This is a genomic window from Polynucleobacter sp. VK25 (assembly GCF_018687355.1).
Taxonomy (GTDB): Bacteria; Pseudomonadota; Gammaproteobacteria; order Burkholderiales; family Burkholderiaceae; genus Polynucleobacter.
This window is the reverse complement of sequence record NZ_CP061288.1, coordinates 18,910-33,630: the sequence shown is the minus strand read 5'-3', so window position 1 is coordinate 33,630 and position 14,721 is coordinate 18,910. Positions and strand designations below refer to the sequence as shown.

16 protein-coding genes and 1 tRNA gene are annotated in these 14,721 nt (G+C 45.6%); 6 read left to right on the top strand and 11 right to left on the bottom strand.

Annotation, left to right across the window (positions count from 1 at the left end):
• Window positions 1–451: 451 nt before the first annotated feature.
• A complete protein-coding gene (locus AOC21_RS00185) occupies window positions 452–1,108 on the top strand; it encodes a GNAT family N-acetyltransferase (RefSeq protein WP_215391860.1) in 657 nt (218 codons plus the stop codon).
• A 21-nt stretch (window positions 1,109–1,129) separates the two neighbouring features.
• Here the strand turns inward: AOC21_RS00185 and AOC21_RS00180 are convergent, their stop codons facing one another.
• The 3 genes from AOC21_RS00180 to AOC21_RS00170 are packed head-to-tail and all read right to left on the bottom strand — an operon-like array spanning window position 1,130 to window position 2,788.
• Window positions 1,130–1,483 (bottom strand): c-type cytochrome, encoded by a 354-nt coding sequence (locus AOC21_RS00180; RefSeq protein WP_215392686.1) that lies wholly within the window; start codon window positions 1,481–1,483, stop codon window positions 1,130–1,132.
• A gap of 18 nt (window positions 1,484–1,501) precedes the next feature.
• Window positions 1,502–2,152, bottom strand: coding sequence for a BON domain-containing protein (locus tag AOC21_RS00175; protein ID WP_215391859.1), 651 nt, complete (start codon window positions 2,150–2,152; stop codon window positions 1,502–1,504).
• Window positions 2,153–2,185: 33 nt separating this feature from the next.
• The gene (locus AOC21_RS00170; protein WP_215391858.1) at window positions 2,186–2,788 is read right to left on the bottom strand and encodes a phosphoheptose isomerase; all 603 of its coding nucleotides are present in this window, start codon (window positions 2,786–2,788) and stop codon (window positions 2,186–2,188) included.
• Window positions 2,789–2,892: 104 nt separating this feature from the next.
• Here AOC21_RS00170 and rsmI point away from each other — a divergent pair, with 104 nt between their 5' ends.
• On the top strand, window positions 2,893–3,786 hold the full coding sequence (rsmI, locus tag AOC21_RS00165; protein ID WP_215391857.1) for a 16S rRNA (cytidine(1402)-2'-O)-methyltransferase: 894 nt from the start codon (window positions 2,893–2,895) through the stop codon (window positions 3,784–3,786).
• A gap of 64 nt (window positions 3,787–3,850) precedes the next feature.
• On the opposite strand, the gene AOC21_RS00160 is transcribed toward rsmI, so the two are convergent.
• Complete coding sequence (locus tag AOC21_RS00160) at window positions 3,851–4,084, bottom strand: hypothetical protein (RefSeq protein ID WP_251371517.1); 234 nt, start codon at window positions 4,082–4,084, stop codon at window positions 3,851–3,853.
• A 103-nt stretch (window positions 4,085–4,187) separates the two neighbouring features.
• On the opposite strand from AOC21_RS00160, the gene AOC21_RS00155 reads away from it, so the two are divergent.
• The 3 genes from AOC21_RS00155 (at window position 4,188) to AOC21_RS00145 (ending at window position 5,714) form a co-directional block, all read left to right on the top strand.
• Window positions 4,188–4,263, top strand: a tRNA-Arg gene (locus tag AOC21_RS00155).
• 73 nt (window positions 4,264–4,336) lie between these two features.
• Window positions 4,337–5,488, top strand: a complete 1,152-nt coding sequence (locus tag AOC21_RS00150; RefSeq protein WP_371817822.1) for a fatty acid desaturase — start codon at window positions 4,337–4,339, stop codon at window positions 5,486–5,488.
• A gap of 40 nt (window positions 5,489–5,528) precedes the next feature.
• Window positions 5,529–5,714 (top strand): hypothetical protein, encoded by a 186-nt coding sequence (locus AOC21_RS00145; protein ID WP_215391856.1) that lies wholly within the window; start codon window positions 5,529–5,531, stop codon window positions 5,712–5,714.
• A gap of 20 nt (window positions 5,715–5,734) precedes the next feature.
• On the opposite strand, the gene AOC21_RS00140 is transcribed toward AOC21_RS00145, so the two are convergent.
• Window positions 5,735–6,379 (bottom strand): MBL fold metallo-hydrolase, encoded by a 645-nt coding sequence (locus AOC21_RS00140; RefSeq protein ID WP_371817789.1) that lies wholly within the window; start codon window positions 6,377–6,379, stop codon window positions 5,735–5,737.
• A gap of 79 nt (window positions 6,380–6,458) precedes the next feature.
• On the opposite strand from AOC21_RS00140, the gene gcvH reads away from it, so the two are divergent.
• A complete protein-coding gene (gcvH, locus tag AOC21_RS00135; protein ID WP_251371515.1) occupies window positions 6,459–6,851 on the top strand; it encodes a glycine cleavage system protein GcvH in 393 nt (130 codons plus the stop codon).
• A 12-nt stretch (window positions 6,852–6,863) separates the two neighbouring features.
• On the opposite strand, the gene priA is transcribed toward gcvH, so the two are convergent.
• The 6 genes from priA to atpA form a co-directional block, all read right to left on the bottom strand.
• Window positions 6,864–8,990: a primosomal protein N' gene (gene priA, locus AOC21_RS00130; protein WP_215391854.1), complete on the bottom strand. Its 2,127-nt coding sequence runs from the start codon at window positions 8,988–8,990 to the stop codon at window positions 6,864–6,866.
• A gap of 266 nt (window positions 8,991–9,256) precedes the next feature.
• Window positions 9,257–10,375 (bottom strand): uroporphyrinogen decarboxylase, encoded by a 1,119-nt coding sequence (gene hemE, locus AOC21_RS00125; RefSeq protein WP_215392683.1) that lies wholly within the window; start codon window positions 10,373–10,375, stop codon window positions 9,257–9,259.
• Window positions 10,376–10,384: 9 nt separating this feature from the next.
• A complete protein-coding gene (locus AOC21_RS00120) occupies window positions 10,385–10,801 on the bottom strand; it encodes a F0F1 ATP synthase subunit epsilon (RefSeq protein ID WP_215321259.1) in 417 nt (138 codons plus the stop codon).
• Window positions 10,802–10,813: 12 nt separating this feature from the next.
• Window positions 10,814–12,229 (bottom strand): F0F1 ATP synthase subunit beta, encoded by a 1,416-nt coding sequence (atpD, locus tag AOC21_RS00115; protein ID WP_215391853.1) that lies wholly within the window; start codon window positions 12,227–12,229, stop codon window positions 10,814–10,816.
• Window positions 12,230–12,284: 55 nt separating this feature from the next.
• Window positions 12,285–13,154: a F0F1 ATP synthase subunit gamma gene (gene atpG, locus AOC21_RS00110; protein ID WP_215391852.1), complete on the bottom strand. Its 870-nt coding sequence runs from the start codon at window positions 13,152–13,154 to the stop codon at window positions 12,285–12,287.
• Window positions 13,155–13,171: 17 nt separating this feature from the next.
• On the bottom strand, window positions 13,172–14,713 hold the full coding sequence (gene atpA / locus AOC21_RS00105) for a F0F1 ATP synthase subunit alpha (RefSeq protein ID WP_072582050.1): 1,542 nt from the start codon (window positions 14,711–14,713) through the stop codon (window positions 13,172–13,174).
• Window positions 14,714–14,721: the final 8 nt, after the last annotated feature.

Sequence of the window (14,721 nt, the reverse complement as noted above, 5' to 3'; positions counted from 1 at the left end):
CATTCAAGAAATTGACTTGGTAATAAAACCAAATCTTTTTACTGTCTATGAGTACTATTTATTTACATCTGTCCCGAAGGACTGGATGCTTTCACTTAGTACCCACAATTATCGGTTGACTAATTTTTAAAGAGGGCTGACTTGTTTCTCGTTTCAAAAAACATTCAGCAGAGAGGTGAGACTATATCCCACTTTTTTAGGGTCGTCAACACCTTTCGTACTCTTTTACTTAAAAAATGGTAAGTTTTTTCTTAGTTATGGAATAAACCCAATAGAAACAAGGCTCTAGATTTTAAAAAAAATTTAACTTTTTTTAATAAATTTTCATTTTTTTAGGGTTTTGACTCATTCAGACAAAAAATAGTGCCGTTTTTTGCTGTTTATTTGGCCTATTTCCAACAAACTAAGGGAAAACCCTGAAATTTCCCACCATTACTGCTAAGATGAACTGATGAACACCAAATTAGCGAATAGTCACTTACCCTCAAGCCTTTATACGGCTGGGCAGGCTGTACCTGTTCGCGAGCTTCATGCCGAATATAGACAAGAAATTTTGAATCATTTATTGCAACTAAATGATGAAGATAGGCGCTTACGCTTTGGCACACAGACCCCTGATGAGGTTATTTGCCATTATGTAGAACGCCTTAATTTCAATAAAGACGTTATCTTTGGCGTGTTCGATTTGGACCTGAAGCTTATTGGCATGGCGCATTTGGCCTATTTACCCGAGCATAAAGGTCAAGCGCGAGCAGCTGAATTTGGGGTCTCTGTACTGCCAGAAGGGCGCTCGCAGGGCCTGGGCACGGCTCTTCTAGAACGCTCAGCAGTGCATTCACGTAATACCCGCATAGAGACTCTATATGTACATTGCCTTGCCAATAACAAGGCGATGATGCACTTGGCGCAAAAGGCTGGAATGACTGTTGAATACGCCTATGGTGATGCTGATGCTTGCCTCAAGCTCCCGCCAGCGAGTCCTGCGACCATTGTGGCAGAGGCTGCCAATGTGCAGTGGGCCGATATGGATTACGCCTTAAAAGAAAATCTCAAGCGCTCCAACCAGGCATGGTGGTGGTTCTTGGGAAGGCCTGATCTCGCGCGCTAATCAACTAATTCGTTTCCAGTATTAATTTTTGCCCGGTGCGCCACGCAATATCCAGCTAGTTAACACAGACAAATCTGCATCACTTAGTTTTGCGTTCGCCGGCATGGGCACAACACCCCAAGAGCCCGATCCACCCTTAGCAATTTTATTTTTCAAAAATGTTTGTGCGTTTGAATCGCTTTTATATTTTTGCGCGACTGATTCAAAGCTTGGCCCAACAATTTTTTTATTAATCGCATGACAACCTAAGCAGGCATTTTGCTTTGCGATTGCGTATGCATTTTCATCTTCAATAGTCGCTTGTGCAGTCGGCATAAAAAAAGCGAGCGTCGTAAAAAGGAAAATCATTTTTACAGTTGCTCGCTTTACTTGCATCACAAACCTACAAAAAGTTTATTGAAATTTTGGCGGTGTAGTTGGTTGTGTTTGATCGGCTTTACCTTGTTTTTCCAAACGCATCTTTTCATCTTCAGAAATAATGTCAAAGTAAACGTAAACATCTTTTACGCCATTGGTATTGCTTGTAACTTTCTTTGCAAGATCTGCTTCGTTTTGCGTCAAGATGCCCATCAGATATACGCTGCTTCCTTCGGCAACTATGGCCATAGAATTTGAGGGCAGCTGATCAGTAAAGATCATTTGTGTTTTGATCTTGGACTCAAGATAGGAATCATTTGCACGAGATGTGTAGCTACTGTTGGGCCCAATAACCAACTCATTAAAGACGGAGCGGGCATTCTTCATCGCTTTTACGTATGCAGCTGCCTCGCCCTTGATATCTGCGTCCTTAACCTCTCCGGTCAGCAATACTTTTTGATTGAAGGAGGTTACATTTATGTGTGCGTTATCACCGAATCGTTTTGCTAGTGCATTTTCTGCCTCTAGCTCAATCCCTTTATCAATAGCCTGCACTGCTGGCGAGCGACGATCTGCCATGATGGTTGCACCAGCCGTCACCCCACCAATAGCAACCACTGCGCATGCTGAAAGTTGTGAAGCAATAAAAGTAGCGAGCAATAATGTTCTGAAGAATGCAGTTTTCATTTAAATGATTTCTTTATTGAAGTAACACTATTTTTAGTCGAGCAGTACATGGTCTACGCCATCACATAAAGCATGAAGCAAAACCAAATGCGTTTCTTGAATACGCGCCGTTCGTGTAGATGGCGCACACAGGTGAATATCATCTTTATCCAATAACTGAGCAATCTTTCCACCACCGTTGCCAGTAAATGCAATAATTTTCATTCCCAGTTTTTTCGCGGCCTCTATTGCCTTAATCACATTCTTCGAATTTCCTGAAGTAGAAATTCCCAATAGAATGTCGCCTTTTTTTCCTAGTCCGCGAACCTGCTTGCTAAAAATTTCATCGTAGCTATAGTCGTTTCCAATGGCCGTCAGAATTGAAGAGTCTGTTGTCAAAGCAATTGCAGCCAACTCCTGGCGCTCTCTCTCAAATCGACCAACAAGCTCTGCTGCGAAATGCTGAGCATCCGCCGCAGATCCGCCATTGCCACAGGCCATTACCTTGCCGCCAGAACGCAAACAATCCACCATGGCCAAGACGCCCTTGGCAACAGACTCTGGCAGCACTTTCTCAGCTTCTTGCTTAACTGCAATACTGTCCAAAAAATGCTGGGAAGCGCGTTGACGTAAACGTTCGTTAATCTCTTTATCCATAACAATATTATGCGCCAAAGATCTCTTAATTTCAGTAGCAATCAGCATATCTCAAAAGCAACGTATTCTCTTACTAATTACTTAACCTTTCTCAGGCAACCCCTATGGAACTTAGCTCGTTCGATTTTTTAAAGCAGCAGGATTTACCTGCTGGGGCTCTATATATGGTTGCGACACCCATAGGTAATTTAGGTGACATTACTTTGCGCGCCCTGCATGTTTTAAATGCAGTTGATGGCATTGCTTGTGAAGACACTAGACATAGCGCTGCATTACTTCAGCAATTCGGCATACACAAAAAATGTTTAGCCCTTCATGAGCACAATGAGATTGCCGGGGCGCAGACTGTCATTGGGCATCTGTCTAATAACGAGCGCTGGGCCTATATTTCAGATGCAGGCACCCCAGGAGTCTCAGACCCTGGCGCAAGATTGGTCAATGAGGTTCAAAAGGCAGGGCTAAGAGTCATTCCCATTCCCGGAGCAAGCGCCGTATCAGGCGCAATCTCAGTCGCAGGCTCGGTGATGCACCACTCAGATGGACGCTTTCAATTTTTAGGTTTCTGGCCCAATAAAGCAAAAGAGCGCGATGCCCTGATGCAAGATATTTCCAGAAGCACAAAAACGAGTCTCTTTTTTGAATCTCCACACCACATTAAAGAAACGCTTACCCTGCTTGCAAAAAATTTAGAGCTCGATCGTCAGATTCTGATTTGCCGTGAGTTAACTAAAAAATTTGAGCAAGTTGTATCACTTAAAGCGCAAGATGTAGCCAACTGGCTTGATGTGGCAGAGAGCCTTAAAGGCGAGTTTGTCATTGTGGTAGCAGGGCGCCTATCCAGCAGCAATGAGACTCCGGAGCATTCATCTCTATTGTTATGGGCAAATGCGTTGAGCCCTTATTTGGGCAGCAAAGAAATCGCTGCCGTGCTCTCACAAACATTAGGTCTCACTAAAAAAGAGGCCTACCAAGTTGCATTAGATGCGAAGAGTGAATAAGGGGACATAAAACGGAAATAAAAAAGCCGGCATATAGCCAGCTTTTTTAATGTGGGCCGAAGACTTATTTGGCTGTAGCAGCTGGAGCCGGAACTGCTGGCTCAGTAGCATCTTTAAAATTTAGCTGCCCCACTGGCTTAATGATTTGATCGGAAGAAGCGGCTGAATCTACTCGCTTGCCATTGTTCACAAATACCATCAGCAACAAAATAATGATGAGTGGCACAAAAAAGCTTGCAAACACCATAATGATGAGTTGTTTTGGGGACTTAATTAGACTTCCGTGCTCGTTGCTCATAAGAATTTATCGTTTGACGGGTTTTAGGGTTGTTTTGCCAAGATTATAACTAGAGACTAGGCTTGTAGGCACTTACAATGGAGGGGTAGCTAGTTTTTCACTAGCGCCCGTAGCTCAGTGGATAGAGTATTGGCCTCCGAAGCCAAGGGTCGCAGGTTCGATTCCTGCCGGGCGCGCCAAAACTAGAGGGGTTTTTGACATACATCATGCGACAAATCACGAAAACCGCTATCATTTGCACCTAACTTATTGATTCTTATCGTGTCTACACATCTAAATTCAGCCCTTTCAGAGCCTTCCCTAACTAATCCTTTGCCACCAGAGGCCCCATTACCGCATCGAAAAATCATTCGAAGCTGGCTAATTCCCATGGCACAGGGCGAAACTGGGCGCGCAATCATGCTCCTGGCAATCGATGCTTTCCTGTGGCTGGGCTGCATCGCAGGAACAATCTTCGTAGAAAGCGTCTTACTGAAAATTGTTTTTGGTCTAATTGCCGGCTTTGTAACAGGCCGCATCTTTATTTTGGGTCATGATGCTTGCCATCAAAGCTACACCCCCAATCGTGAATTGAATAAAGTGTTAGGTCGCATTGCCTTCTTGCCATCGCTTACGCCATATAGCCTCTGGGATGTTGGCCATAACGTTGTGCACCATGGTCAAACAAACCTTAAGGGTTTTGACTTCGTTTGGGCGCCGTTATCAAAATCAGAATACGACGCGCTTCCCGCATGGCGTAAGGCTCTAGAGCGCCTTTACCGTAGCGGCTGGGGCCCTGTTTTTTATTACCTCATTGAAATTTGGTGGAGACGTGAGTATTTCCCGAACGCCAAGAACAAACCTGGCGATCGTCCCATCTTCTTAAAAGACAATTTACTGGTTACTGCCTTTGCAATCGTTTGGATTGGCTGCCTAATTGCCGGAGCCATTGCTACTGGCCAATCGATTTGGCTTGGCTTAATCACTGGTTTTGCAGTTCCATTTTTATTCTGGAACGGCATGATTGGATTTGTCGTCTACGTACATCACACACATCCAAAGGTTTCTTGGTATGACAAGAAATCAGAGTGGTTGCGCGCCCAGCCATTTGTATCCACAACCGTCCACCTGACATTTAATTGGATTTGGGGCAAGTTGATGCACCACATCATGGAGCACACCGCGCACCACGTGGACATGAGCGTACCGCTTTATCGCTTGCCAGAAGCCCAGCAAACCCTAGAAACCATCCTTCCTGAGCGCATTTTCATTCAAAAGTTCTCTTGGGGCTGGTATTTCGATACTGCTCGTAAGTGCAAGCTTTACGACTTTGAAAACAAGGCCTGGCTAGATTTCGATGGCAACAAAACGGCTGATTCAGTACGAGTTGTGCTCAGTCCAGCCCCAGCGGGACAAAACGGGTAAAATAGATCTCTGTATAAGATTTGCCTTACCCGGATTGCCCATGACTACCTCGACTCCAGCAGCTACCCAAGAATCTTCCCAGAGCCTGAAATTTTGCTCTTCTTGCAGCCGTGAAAAACGACTCGAGGGTGGCACATGGATTCCGACAAGTAATCGCAAGCAGCGCTGGATCTGCGCTAGCTGTTTATACAACCGTACGCATCGTACCGGTTCAGCAAAAACCTAAATTCATCTGAAGTAAAAAATTTAAGTGCCATCCCCAACATAGGGATTGGTTCTGCGTTCTTTTCCGAACGTAGACATTGGGCCATGTCCCGGCACAAACTGTACGTCGTCGCCTAGGGGCCACAGTTTCGTTTTAATTGCATTGATTAAATCTGCATGATTGCCGCGAGGAAAATCCGTTCTACCAATTGAGCCAGCGAACAAAACATCACCAACTATTGCAAGACGATCTTCTTTATCAAAAAATACAACATGGCCCGGCGTATGGCCTGGACAATGAAGTACCTCGAGATCAACATTACCAACACTTACATGATCACCATGATTTAGCCAGCGATCAGGTTCAAAAACTTTTGCATGTCCAAAACCAAAACGCACCGTTTGTTCTGGTAACTGATCAATCCAAAAACGTTCATCCTCTTGTGGCCCCTCAATAGGCACGCCAAGCTGATCGGCCAAGTCTTTCGCGGCAGCGCAGTGATCTAAATGTCCATGCGTGAGTAGTATCTTTTTGACCTTGCCGCCCATCTGCTTAACGCCCTCAAGGATCTTTTCTATGTCGCCACCGGGATCAACCACCGCGGCATCGCCGGTCTCCTGACAAACCAAGATAGAGCAGTTTTGCTCAAAGGGTGTTACAGGAACAATTCCTAATTTAATTGGCATACATACAAGACAGTTAAGTTGCACATTGGGTAGGCTAGTTTATGGGAGTCGGCATAAAATGCACCTAAAGGATAAAACAATGAAAAGCCAAGATACATTTAAATTTGCAGAAACACATGAATGGGCCACTCAGGAAGATGATGGCTTAGTGTGGGTTGGCATTAGCAATCATGCGCAAGAGGCGCTGGGTGATGTCATGTTTTTTCAGGCGCCCAAAGTTGGGCAACAAGTGAAGCAGGGCGAAGCTATTGCTGCGATTGAATCTGTTAAGGCGGCTAGCGATATTCATGCACCAGTGAGCGGGGAAATTGTTGCGCTCAATGAAGAGGTGGACGCATCGCCCGAGCTTGTGAATCAGAAGCCATATGAAGTTTGGCTATTCAAAATTAAACCCGCTTCAGATGAGGCCCTTGCTTCCGAGTTAGACCAACTCTTAAGCCTAGAAAAATATAACTCGGGCCCTGGTGCCTAATAAATCAATCGACTAGATGGAAGTAGGGTCCCGCTCAATTAGCCATCGAATCCGGCCTTCTTTGCTGATGCGCCCTTGAGAGTTTTCTCGCAAATATCGATCGATTACTTCCAAGATGTCTTGTAGATTTTTGCGGTCGTCAGACTCCACTAAAAGCTGGGCTCGCTCCGATCCCGCTACTCGCATTACAGCTTTTGGTACTGGGTCATAGATCCTTAAGCCTTTAGTTATATAGCCTTGGGCTTTTAAATGCCCCTTCAGGCCGCTCAAAAATTGAATTGCCTTGTCCAAATTTTTTGCCTCCGCATGGATGAGGGCCTGATAGGCAAAGGGCGGCAAACCTGCCTCTTTTCTTTCATTGGCTGTAAAGCTTAAAAAACCATCTACATCGTGGCGGAGCAAAAACTGAAAGACGGCCGCCTCGGGAAACTGGGTTTCAATGTAAATTACACCCCCCATTTCTCCGTCCTTATTGGAGCGACCAGCGCGTCCTGCAACTTGAACCAGCTGCGCAAATAATCTTTCAGCTGCCCTAAAGTCGTGGGAGAAAAGCCTGCTGTCAGCGTCTAGTACTGCAACTAGGCCAATATTCTGATAATCATGGCCCTTAGCAATCATCTGGGTGCCAACAACGATATCAACATTGCCTTCATGGATTTCCTGAAAGAGTTCTTCTGCGCCCTTACTCTTTCTGCTGGAGTCTGTATCAACCCGAAGCACTCTAGCGCCTGGCCACATCTCCTCCATAGAGTCTTCGATCTTTTGAGTGCCCTGACCAAGAGTGGTTAGATCAGCATTACCGCAATCAGGGCAACCGCTTGGGATCGCCTTAACTAAACCACAGTGGTGGCAGCTCAAGACTGACTTCCTACCCAAAGCTCCAGCCTTGTGTAGGACCATATAAGAAGTACATTGCGCGCATTTAGAAAGCCATGAACAGGCGCTGCAACTGAGGACTGGCGCATAACCGCGACGATTGATCAGTACTAGGCTTTGTTGTTTACTTTCTAAATTTTGACTCACTGCATTAGCTAGCGTCTTGGTAATCAGGCTTTTTGCTTTGGGCTTTTCAACATCACCAGGGCTAAATTGAGTTTGTGGATCTCGAGTATTGATCAAACGTACTAGCGGCAAGCTTGCGCCTTGCGCGCGCTGATCCAAACGAACATATTCATATCGTCCCGCCTTAGCTGCCATCCAGGTTTCCAATGATGGCGTAGCAGATGCCAAGAGGATGGGTATCTTTAAATCATGGGCGCGCCAAACAGCAAGGTCACGCGCTGAGTAACGAATACCGTCTTGTTGCTTATAGGATGGATCATGCTCTTCATCTACAACGATAGCGCGCAAATTAGGTAGCGGTGTTAAAGCAGCTAAACGCGTTCCTAAAATAATTTGGGCTTTACCAGTCATTGCCTCATACCAAGCAATGCCTCGTACTTTTTCACTCACACCACTGTGAAGTACAACCATTTTTTTATCTGGAAAATAGGCGCGCACCCTGCGCTCTAATTGTGGCGTTAAATTGATTTCTGGAACCAAGAGCAGCACTTGTGCACTTGTATCCTCCAAGATGCCGCTTAACCAATTTAGAAATACGGCGGTTTTTCCACTGCCAGTTTGACCTTGCAAAAGAATAGCTTTGAATTCATCTGCTGGAAAATTTCGCAATTGTTCGAGCGCTAATTTTTGCCCATTATTTAAGAGGCTTTCTTCAATAAACCCCTCGCTCACTTCTGGCAGAATTTTTTTCTTTTTCTTTTCTTCATCCACTGCCAATTTCTTGGGAATCTTTTCCCAGTGATCGGATTTTTTCCACATCTGGGGAATGGTGGGAATGATGGTCTCGCCAAGCGCATGAATGTAATACTGGCTTGCAAAATTCATTAGGCGTAAGGCGGCAGGGTCTAAAGGGGGCAGTGGAGCTACCCTAGTTACACCCTTTAATTTATAAATTTCATAATCAGAGTGAGCACTTACTTTTATTACTACTCCCACGAGCGCGCCACGCCCAAAAGGCACCTCAACTATTGAGCCCACCTCTGGAAGACCTCCCAATAAATCTTCGCTCCACAAGTAGTCAAAGCCCTGAGCAAGGGGCTTATCAACAACAACTTGAACTACGATTGGAGGGGGCATTATTTACTTCAAATCTCTATTTTGCTTGTGGATAAGTCTGTGGATATCATCCGAAGAATCTAATTTATAAGCTAATTTATCAGCTTTTGGTTTTTGCACCCTTTTAAAGCTTTTTATTAAAATTAGTTATAAATCATGGACTTATATTGGTATTCGAAAGTGAATTTTCATCTTTATTCGCAATCTCACTGAATTTCGAATATTCCCGCTATCTGTGCATAACTTTTGCTAAAAAATTCCAGCAGTAAGTTAGCGATCACTCAGTTTTATGACTTTACCCTGAGTGCCCTAGAGCAATTAATGACAGCTTCTGAAAGTGCGGTAACGCTCTCAGGGGGTGTGAACTGAGAAATACCATGACCCAAATTAAATACGTGGCCATCCAGCGGATGTAACCCGGATTTAAGTGCTGGAGCGCTCGCCAAATCCTCCAGGAGAAGGTTCGCTTGCTCTGCAATTTGTTTTGGCTCTGAGAACAGAATAAGAGGGTCTAAATTGCCTTGAAGTGCCAAGGGCTTGTTCAAAGCGAGCAATTGTTTTCTTGCGCGACTGAGTGACATTGTCCAATCAATAGCAATCACATCGGCGCCAACTTGTGCCATGTCATTTAGCCAAATTGCACCACCTTTAGTAAACATGATGACTGGAATTTTTCGCCCCTCATGCTCGCGTGGCAACAAAGCAATTACTTTTTGCATTGATGCCAAAGACATCTTTTGATACCAACCATCTGGAAGCATTCCGCCCCAGGTATCAAAAATCATCAGAGCTTGCGCCCCCGCTTTTACTTGCTCGATCAAATAAGCGGCAACGGATTGCGCATTGATTTCTAAGATATGCTGCATCAAATCAGGACGACTAAACATCATGGTTTTAGCATGACGAAAATCATCTGCACTTGAGCCATCAATCATGTAGCAAGCCAGCGTCCATGGACTGCCTGAGAAACCAATCAATGGAACGCGTTGCTTGCCATCCTGAATCAATGCTTTACGAATTTCTGAAACCGCATCAAAAACATACTTGAGCTGATCCATATCAGCTACACGCAATTTCTTAACCGCTTCTTCAGTGCGAAGAGGGTGCTCAAAGCTTGGGCCTTCGCCTGCGGTAAATTTAAGACCCAAACCCATTGCATCTGGAATGGTCAAAATATCAGAAAACAAAATCGCCGCGTCCAAAGGATAACGATCCAAGGGCTGGAGTGTTACTTCTGTGGCGTATGCGGGATTTTTTGCGAGCCCTAAGAAACTTCCAGCTCTAGCGCGAGTAGCGTTGTACTCAGGGAGATATCTGCCGGCTTGTCGCATGAGCCAAAGCGGTGTTTGATCAACCGCTTCGCCCAGGCAGGCCTTTAAAAACCGATCATTTAACAGCAAGGAGATGACCGGCTATTACTTTTTACGACGGAAACGAGCAATTGCAGCCAATTGCGCGGCTGCCATTGCAAACTCTGATTGGGCTAATGCCAAATCAAAGTCTGTGCCACGGTTTTGCATGGCCTCTTCGGCACGCTTCTTGGCTTCAATAGCTTTGGCTTCATCAAGATCATGTCCACGAATGGCGGTATCGGCTAAAACGGTAACGCGATCTGGCTGAACTTCTAAATAGCCACCTGCTACGAAAACAAACTCTTCATCGCCATCAGCCTTTTCAATGCGGACTGAGCCTGGACGAATACGTGTAATCAGAGGAGTGTGGCCGCGCAAAATGCCGAGCTCACCACTTTCGCCAGGAAGCGCAACAAACTTGGCTTCCCCGCTGAAAATAGACTGCTCAGCACTTACTACATCGACGCGTATGGTTGACATAATTTCCCTAGATTAAAGCTTCTTGGCCTTCTCGATGGCTTCATCAATTGAACCCACCATGTAGAACGCTTGCTCAGGCAAGTGATCCAATTCGCCGCTGCAGATCATTTTGAAACCACGGATAGTTTCTTTCAATGGAACGTATTTACCTGGTGAACCAGTAAACACTTCAGCAACGTGGAAAGGCTGGGACAAGAAACGCTGAATCTTACGAGCACGTGATACAGACAGCTTATCTTCTGGTGATAATTCGTCCATACCCAAAATTGCAATAATGTCGCGCAACTCTTTATAACGCTGCAATGTCATCTGTACTTCACGAGCTACTTCGTAGTGCTCTTGACCAACTACTTGTGGGTCGAGCTGACGGCTAGTGGAGTCCAATGGATCAACCGCTGGGTAAATACCTAATGCAGCAATATCACGTGACAACACAACTGTGGAGTCAAGGTGCAAGAAGGTTGTAGCTGGTGACGGATCGGTCAAGTCATCCGCAGGAACGTAAACGGCCTGAATGGAGGTAACAGAACCAGTCTTTGTAGAGGTAATACGCTCTTGCAATTTACCCATCTCTTCAGCCAATGTAGGCTGATAACCCACAGCAGAAGGCATACGACCGAGCAACGCAGAAACTTCAGTACCGGCCAGTGTGTAACGGTAGATATTGTCAACGAAGAACAAAATGTCACGGCCTTCGTCACGGAATGCTTCAGCCATTGTCAAACCAGTCAACGCAACGCGCAAACGGTTGCCAGGAGGCTCATTCATCTGACCAAACACCATCGCCACTTTGTCGATAACGTTAGATTCTTTCATCTCGTGGTAGAAGTCATTACCTTCACGAGTACGCTCACCAACGCCGGCAAACACTGACAAACCGGAGTGCTGCTTAGCGATGTTGTTAATCAATTCCATCATGTTCACGGTCTTACCAACACCGGCACCACCGAACAAGCCAACCTTACCGCCCTTAGCAAACGGGCAAACTAAGTCAATAACCTTAATGCCGGTTTCTAACAAGTCCACAGAAGGTGAGAGCTCATCAAACTTAGGTGCTGGCTGGTGAATAGCGCGACGCTCTTCAGTTGCAATCGGACCTGCGTCATCGATTGGGCGACCTAGAACGTCCATGATGCGACCTAAAGTTGCTGGGCCAACAGGCACAGAAATTGGGCCGCCAGTAGATTTCACTTCCATGCCACGGCGCAAACCATCACTTGCACCCATAGCAATCGCGCGAACTACGCCGTCACCAATTTGTTGCTGCACTTCAAAGGTCAAACCTTTTTCGGCAAATGATTTTTCGGCAAATGATTTTTCGCCGCTATCAACTAATGTCAACGCATCATAAATGTTTGGCATTTTGTCGCGTGGGAACTGAATGTCCACCACTGGACCAATACACTGCACGATATTTCCGTTACTCATCGCATTTCTCCGCTTTTAATTCCTGAATTCTTTCGTATTCTTAAACGCTGACCGCTTAAACCGCAGCCGCTCCGCCAACAATTTCTGACAACTCTTTAGTAATAGCAGCCTGTCGTGTTTTGTTGTATTCCAATTGCAATTCGCCAATTACATTCTTCGCATTATCTGAAGCGGCCTTCATTGAGACCATACGTGCAGATTGTTCTGAAGCCATATTTTCAGCAACAGCTTGATAAATCATTGCCTCTACATAACGCTTTAACAAACCATTCAAAATGGACTCTGCGTCAGGTTCGTAGATGTAATCCCAAGAATTGCCTGTTTTCTCTTGTGGAGTCAAAGCTTCTGGCTCCAAAGGTAAGAGTTTTTCTAAAACAGGTTCTTGTTTCATTGCATTTACAAAGCGGGTATATGCCAAATAAACAGCATCAATCTCGCCACGCTCAAACGCTTCTAATTGGGCAACAATTGCACCAATCAAAACATCCATATGTGGTGTATCACCAATTTGGATTGTTTGAGAAATCAATTTTGCTTTTGAGCGATTCAAAAACTGCAGGCCCTTTGAACCAATTGCGGTGTACGCAATCTCAACATTTTTGTCTTGCAAATCGCGCACTTGGTTAGCAATCAAACGCAAGACGTTGGTGTTTAAACCGCCGCACAAGCCTTTGTCTGTTGTAACCAAAATCGTGCCAACTTTCTTCACTTCGCGAGTCGCCATGTAAGCAGGGCGGAACTCAGGATTTGCTTTAGAAAGGTTGGCAACAATCTCACGAATTTTTTCAGCATATGGGCGCGCATTACGCATGCGCTCCTGGGCGCGACGCATCTTAGATGCGGCGACCATTTCCATTGCCTTCGTGATCTTGCGCGTGTTTTGCACGCTCTTGATCTTAGATCGTATCTCTTTTGTGCTTGCCATGATTTATGCGAGCCCTCTTAGAAAGAGGCAGAACGCTTGTAATCCTCAATAGCAGCGCGCAATGCAGCTTCGTCATCTTTGCTCAAATCTTTGGTTTCTTCAATGCGCGCAACTAAGTCAGCGAATTTAGATTTCAAATGATCTTGCAAACCTTTTTCGAATGGCAATACGTTCTTCACTTCGAGATCATCGAAGTAGCCGTTATTCACAGCATAAAGTGAAGCGGCCATTTCCCAAACTTGGAGTGGCTTGTATTGAGCTTGCTTACATAATTCAGTAACGCGACGACCACGCTCGAGTTGCTTGCGGGTTGCTTCGTCAAGATCAGATGCAAACTGAGCAAACGCTGCCAATTCACGATACTGCGCTAAGTCGGTACGAATACCGCCAGACAATTTCTTAATCACTTTAGTTTGTGCAGCACCACCAACGCGGGAAACAGAAATACCGGCGTTAATCGCAGGACGTACACCAGCGTTAAACAAGTCAGTTTCCAAGAAGATTTGACCGTCAGTAATCGAAATTACGTTAGTTGGAACGAACGCAGAAACGTCGCCAGCTTGAGTTTCAATGATTGGCAATGCAGTCAATGAACCAGTTTTACCTTTAACTGCGCCATTAGTGAACTTCTCAACATACTCAGCATTTACACGAGCAGCGCGCTCGAGCAAGCGTGAGTGGAGGTAGAACACGTCGCCAGGATAAGCTTCGCGGCCTGGTGGGCGGCGGAGCAACAAGGAGATTTGACGATAAGCAACTGCTTGCTTGGTTAAGTCATCGTAAACAATCAAAGCGTCTTCGCCACGGTCGCGGAAGTATTCACCCATGGTGCAACCTGCGTATGCAGAGAGGTACTGCATCGCTGCAGACTCAGAGGCACTCGCTGCAACAACAACGGTGTACTCCATCGCGCCTAATTCTGTGAGCTTGCGAACCACGTTAGCAATAGTGGAAGCTTTTTGACCAATCGCCACGTAAACGCAATAAACGCCTTTACCTTTTTGGTTAATGATCGCATCAACCGCAACAGCAGTCTTACCAGTTTGGCGGTCGCCAATGATCAACTCGCGCTGACCACGGCCAATTGGAACCATCGCATCAATCGCCTTCAAACCAGTTTGTACTGGCTGGCTAACGGATTGACGTGCGATAACGCCTGGAGCAACTTTTTCAATAAAGTCAGTTAACTTGGTGTTGATTGGGCCTTTGCCATCAATCGGTTGACCAAGTGCGTTAACAACGCGACCAAGCAACTCAGGGCCAACTGGCACTTCCAAAATGCGGCCAGTACATTTCACTGGGTCGCCTTCTTTAATGTGGGTGTATTCACCCAACACTACGGCACCAACAGAATCACGCTCAAGGTTTAACGCGAGGCCGATTGTGTTGTTTGGAAACTCCAACATTTCGCCCTGCATAACGCCTGACAAGCCATGTACGCGGCAAATACCGTCGGTCACTGAAATAACAGTGCCTTCGTTGCGAACTTGGGAGTCAACGCCCAATTCGCTAATTCGGCTTTTGATCAGCTCGCTGATCTCGGAAGGGTTGAGTTGCATTACTTACT

Excerpts from the sequence above, each read along its gene's own strand:
- gcvH (WP_251371515.1), top strand. The coding sequence starts at position 6,459 with ATGAAAAGCCAAGATACATTTAAATTTGCAGAAACACATGAATGGGCC.
- AOC21_RS00170 (WP_215391858.1), bottom strand. The coding sequence starts at position 2,788 with ATGGATAAAGAGATTAACGAACGTTTACGTCAACGCGCTTCCCAGCAT.
- AOC21_RS00120 (WP_215321259.1), bottom strand. The coding sequence starts at position 10,801 with ATGTCAACCATACGCGTCGATGTAGTAAGTGCTGAGCAGTCTATTTTC.
- atpG (WP_215391852.1), bottom strand. The coding sequence starts at position 13,154 with ATGGCAAGCACAAAAGAGATACGATCTAAGATCAAGAGCGTGCAAAAC.
- AOC21_RS00160 (WP_251371517.1), bottom strand. The coding sequence starts at position 4,084 with ATGAGCAACGAGCACGGAAGTCTAATTAAGTCCCCAAAACAACTCATC.
- AOC21_RS00185 (WP_215391860.1), top strand. The coding sequence starts at position 452 with ATGAACACCAAATTAGCGAATAGTCACTTACCCTCAAGCCTTTATACG.
- rsmI (WP_215391857.1), top strand. The coding sequence starts at position 2,893 with ATGGAACTTAGCTCGTTCGATTTTTTAAAGCAGCAGGATTTACCTGCT.
- AOC21_RS00175 (WP_215391859.1), bottom strand. The coding sequence starts at position 2,152 with ATGAAAACTGCATTCTTCAGAACATTATTGCTCGCTACTTTTATTGCT.
- priA (WP_215391854.1), bottom strand. The coding sequence starts at position 8,990 with ATGCCCCCTCCAATCGTAGTTCAAGTTGTTGTTGATAAGCCCCTTGCT.
- AOC21_RS00180 (WP_215392686.1), bottom strand. The coding sequence starts at position 1,483 with ATGCAAGTAAAGCGAGCAACTGTAAAAATGATTTTCCTTTTTACGACG.
- AOC21_RS00145 (WP_215391856.1), top strand. The coding sequence starts at position 5,529 with ATGACTACCTCGACTCCAGCAGCTACCCAAGAATCTTCCCAGAGCCTG.
- atpD (WP_215391853.1), bottom strand. The coding sequence starts at position 12,229 with ATGAGTAACGGAAATATCGTGCAGTGTATTGGTCCAGTGGTGGACATT.
- atpA (WP_072582050.1), bottom strand. The coding sequence starts at position 14,713 with ATGCAACTCAACCCTTCCGAGATCAGCGAGCTGATCAAAAGCCGAATT.
- AOC21_RS00140 (WP_371817789.1), bottom strand. The coding sequence starts at position 6,379 with ATGCCAATTAAATTAGGAATTGTTCCTGTAACACCCTTTGAGCAAAAC.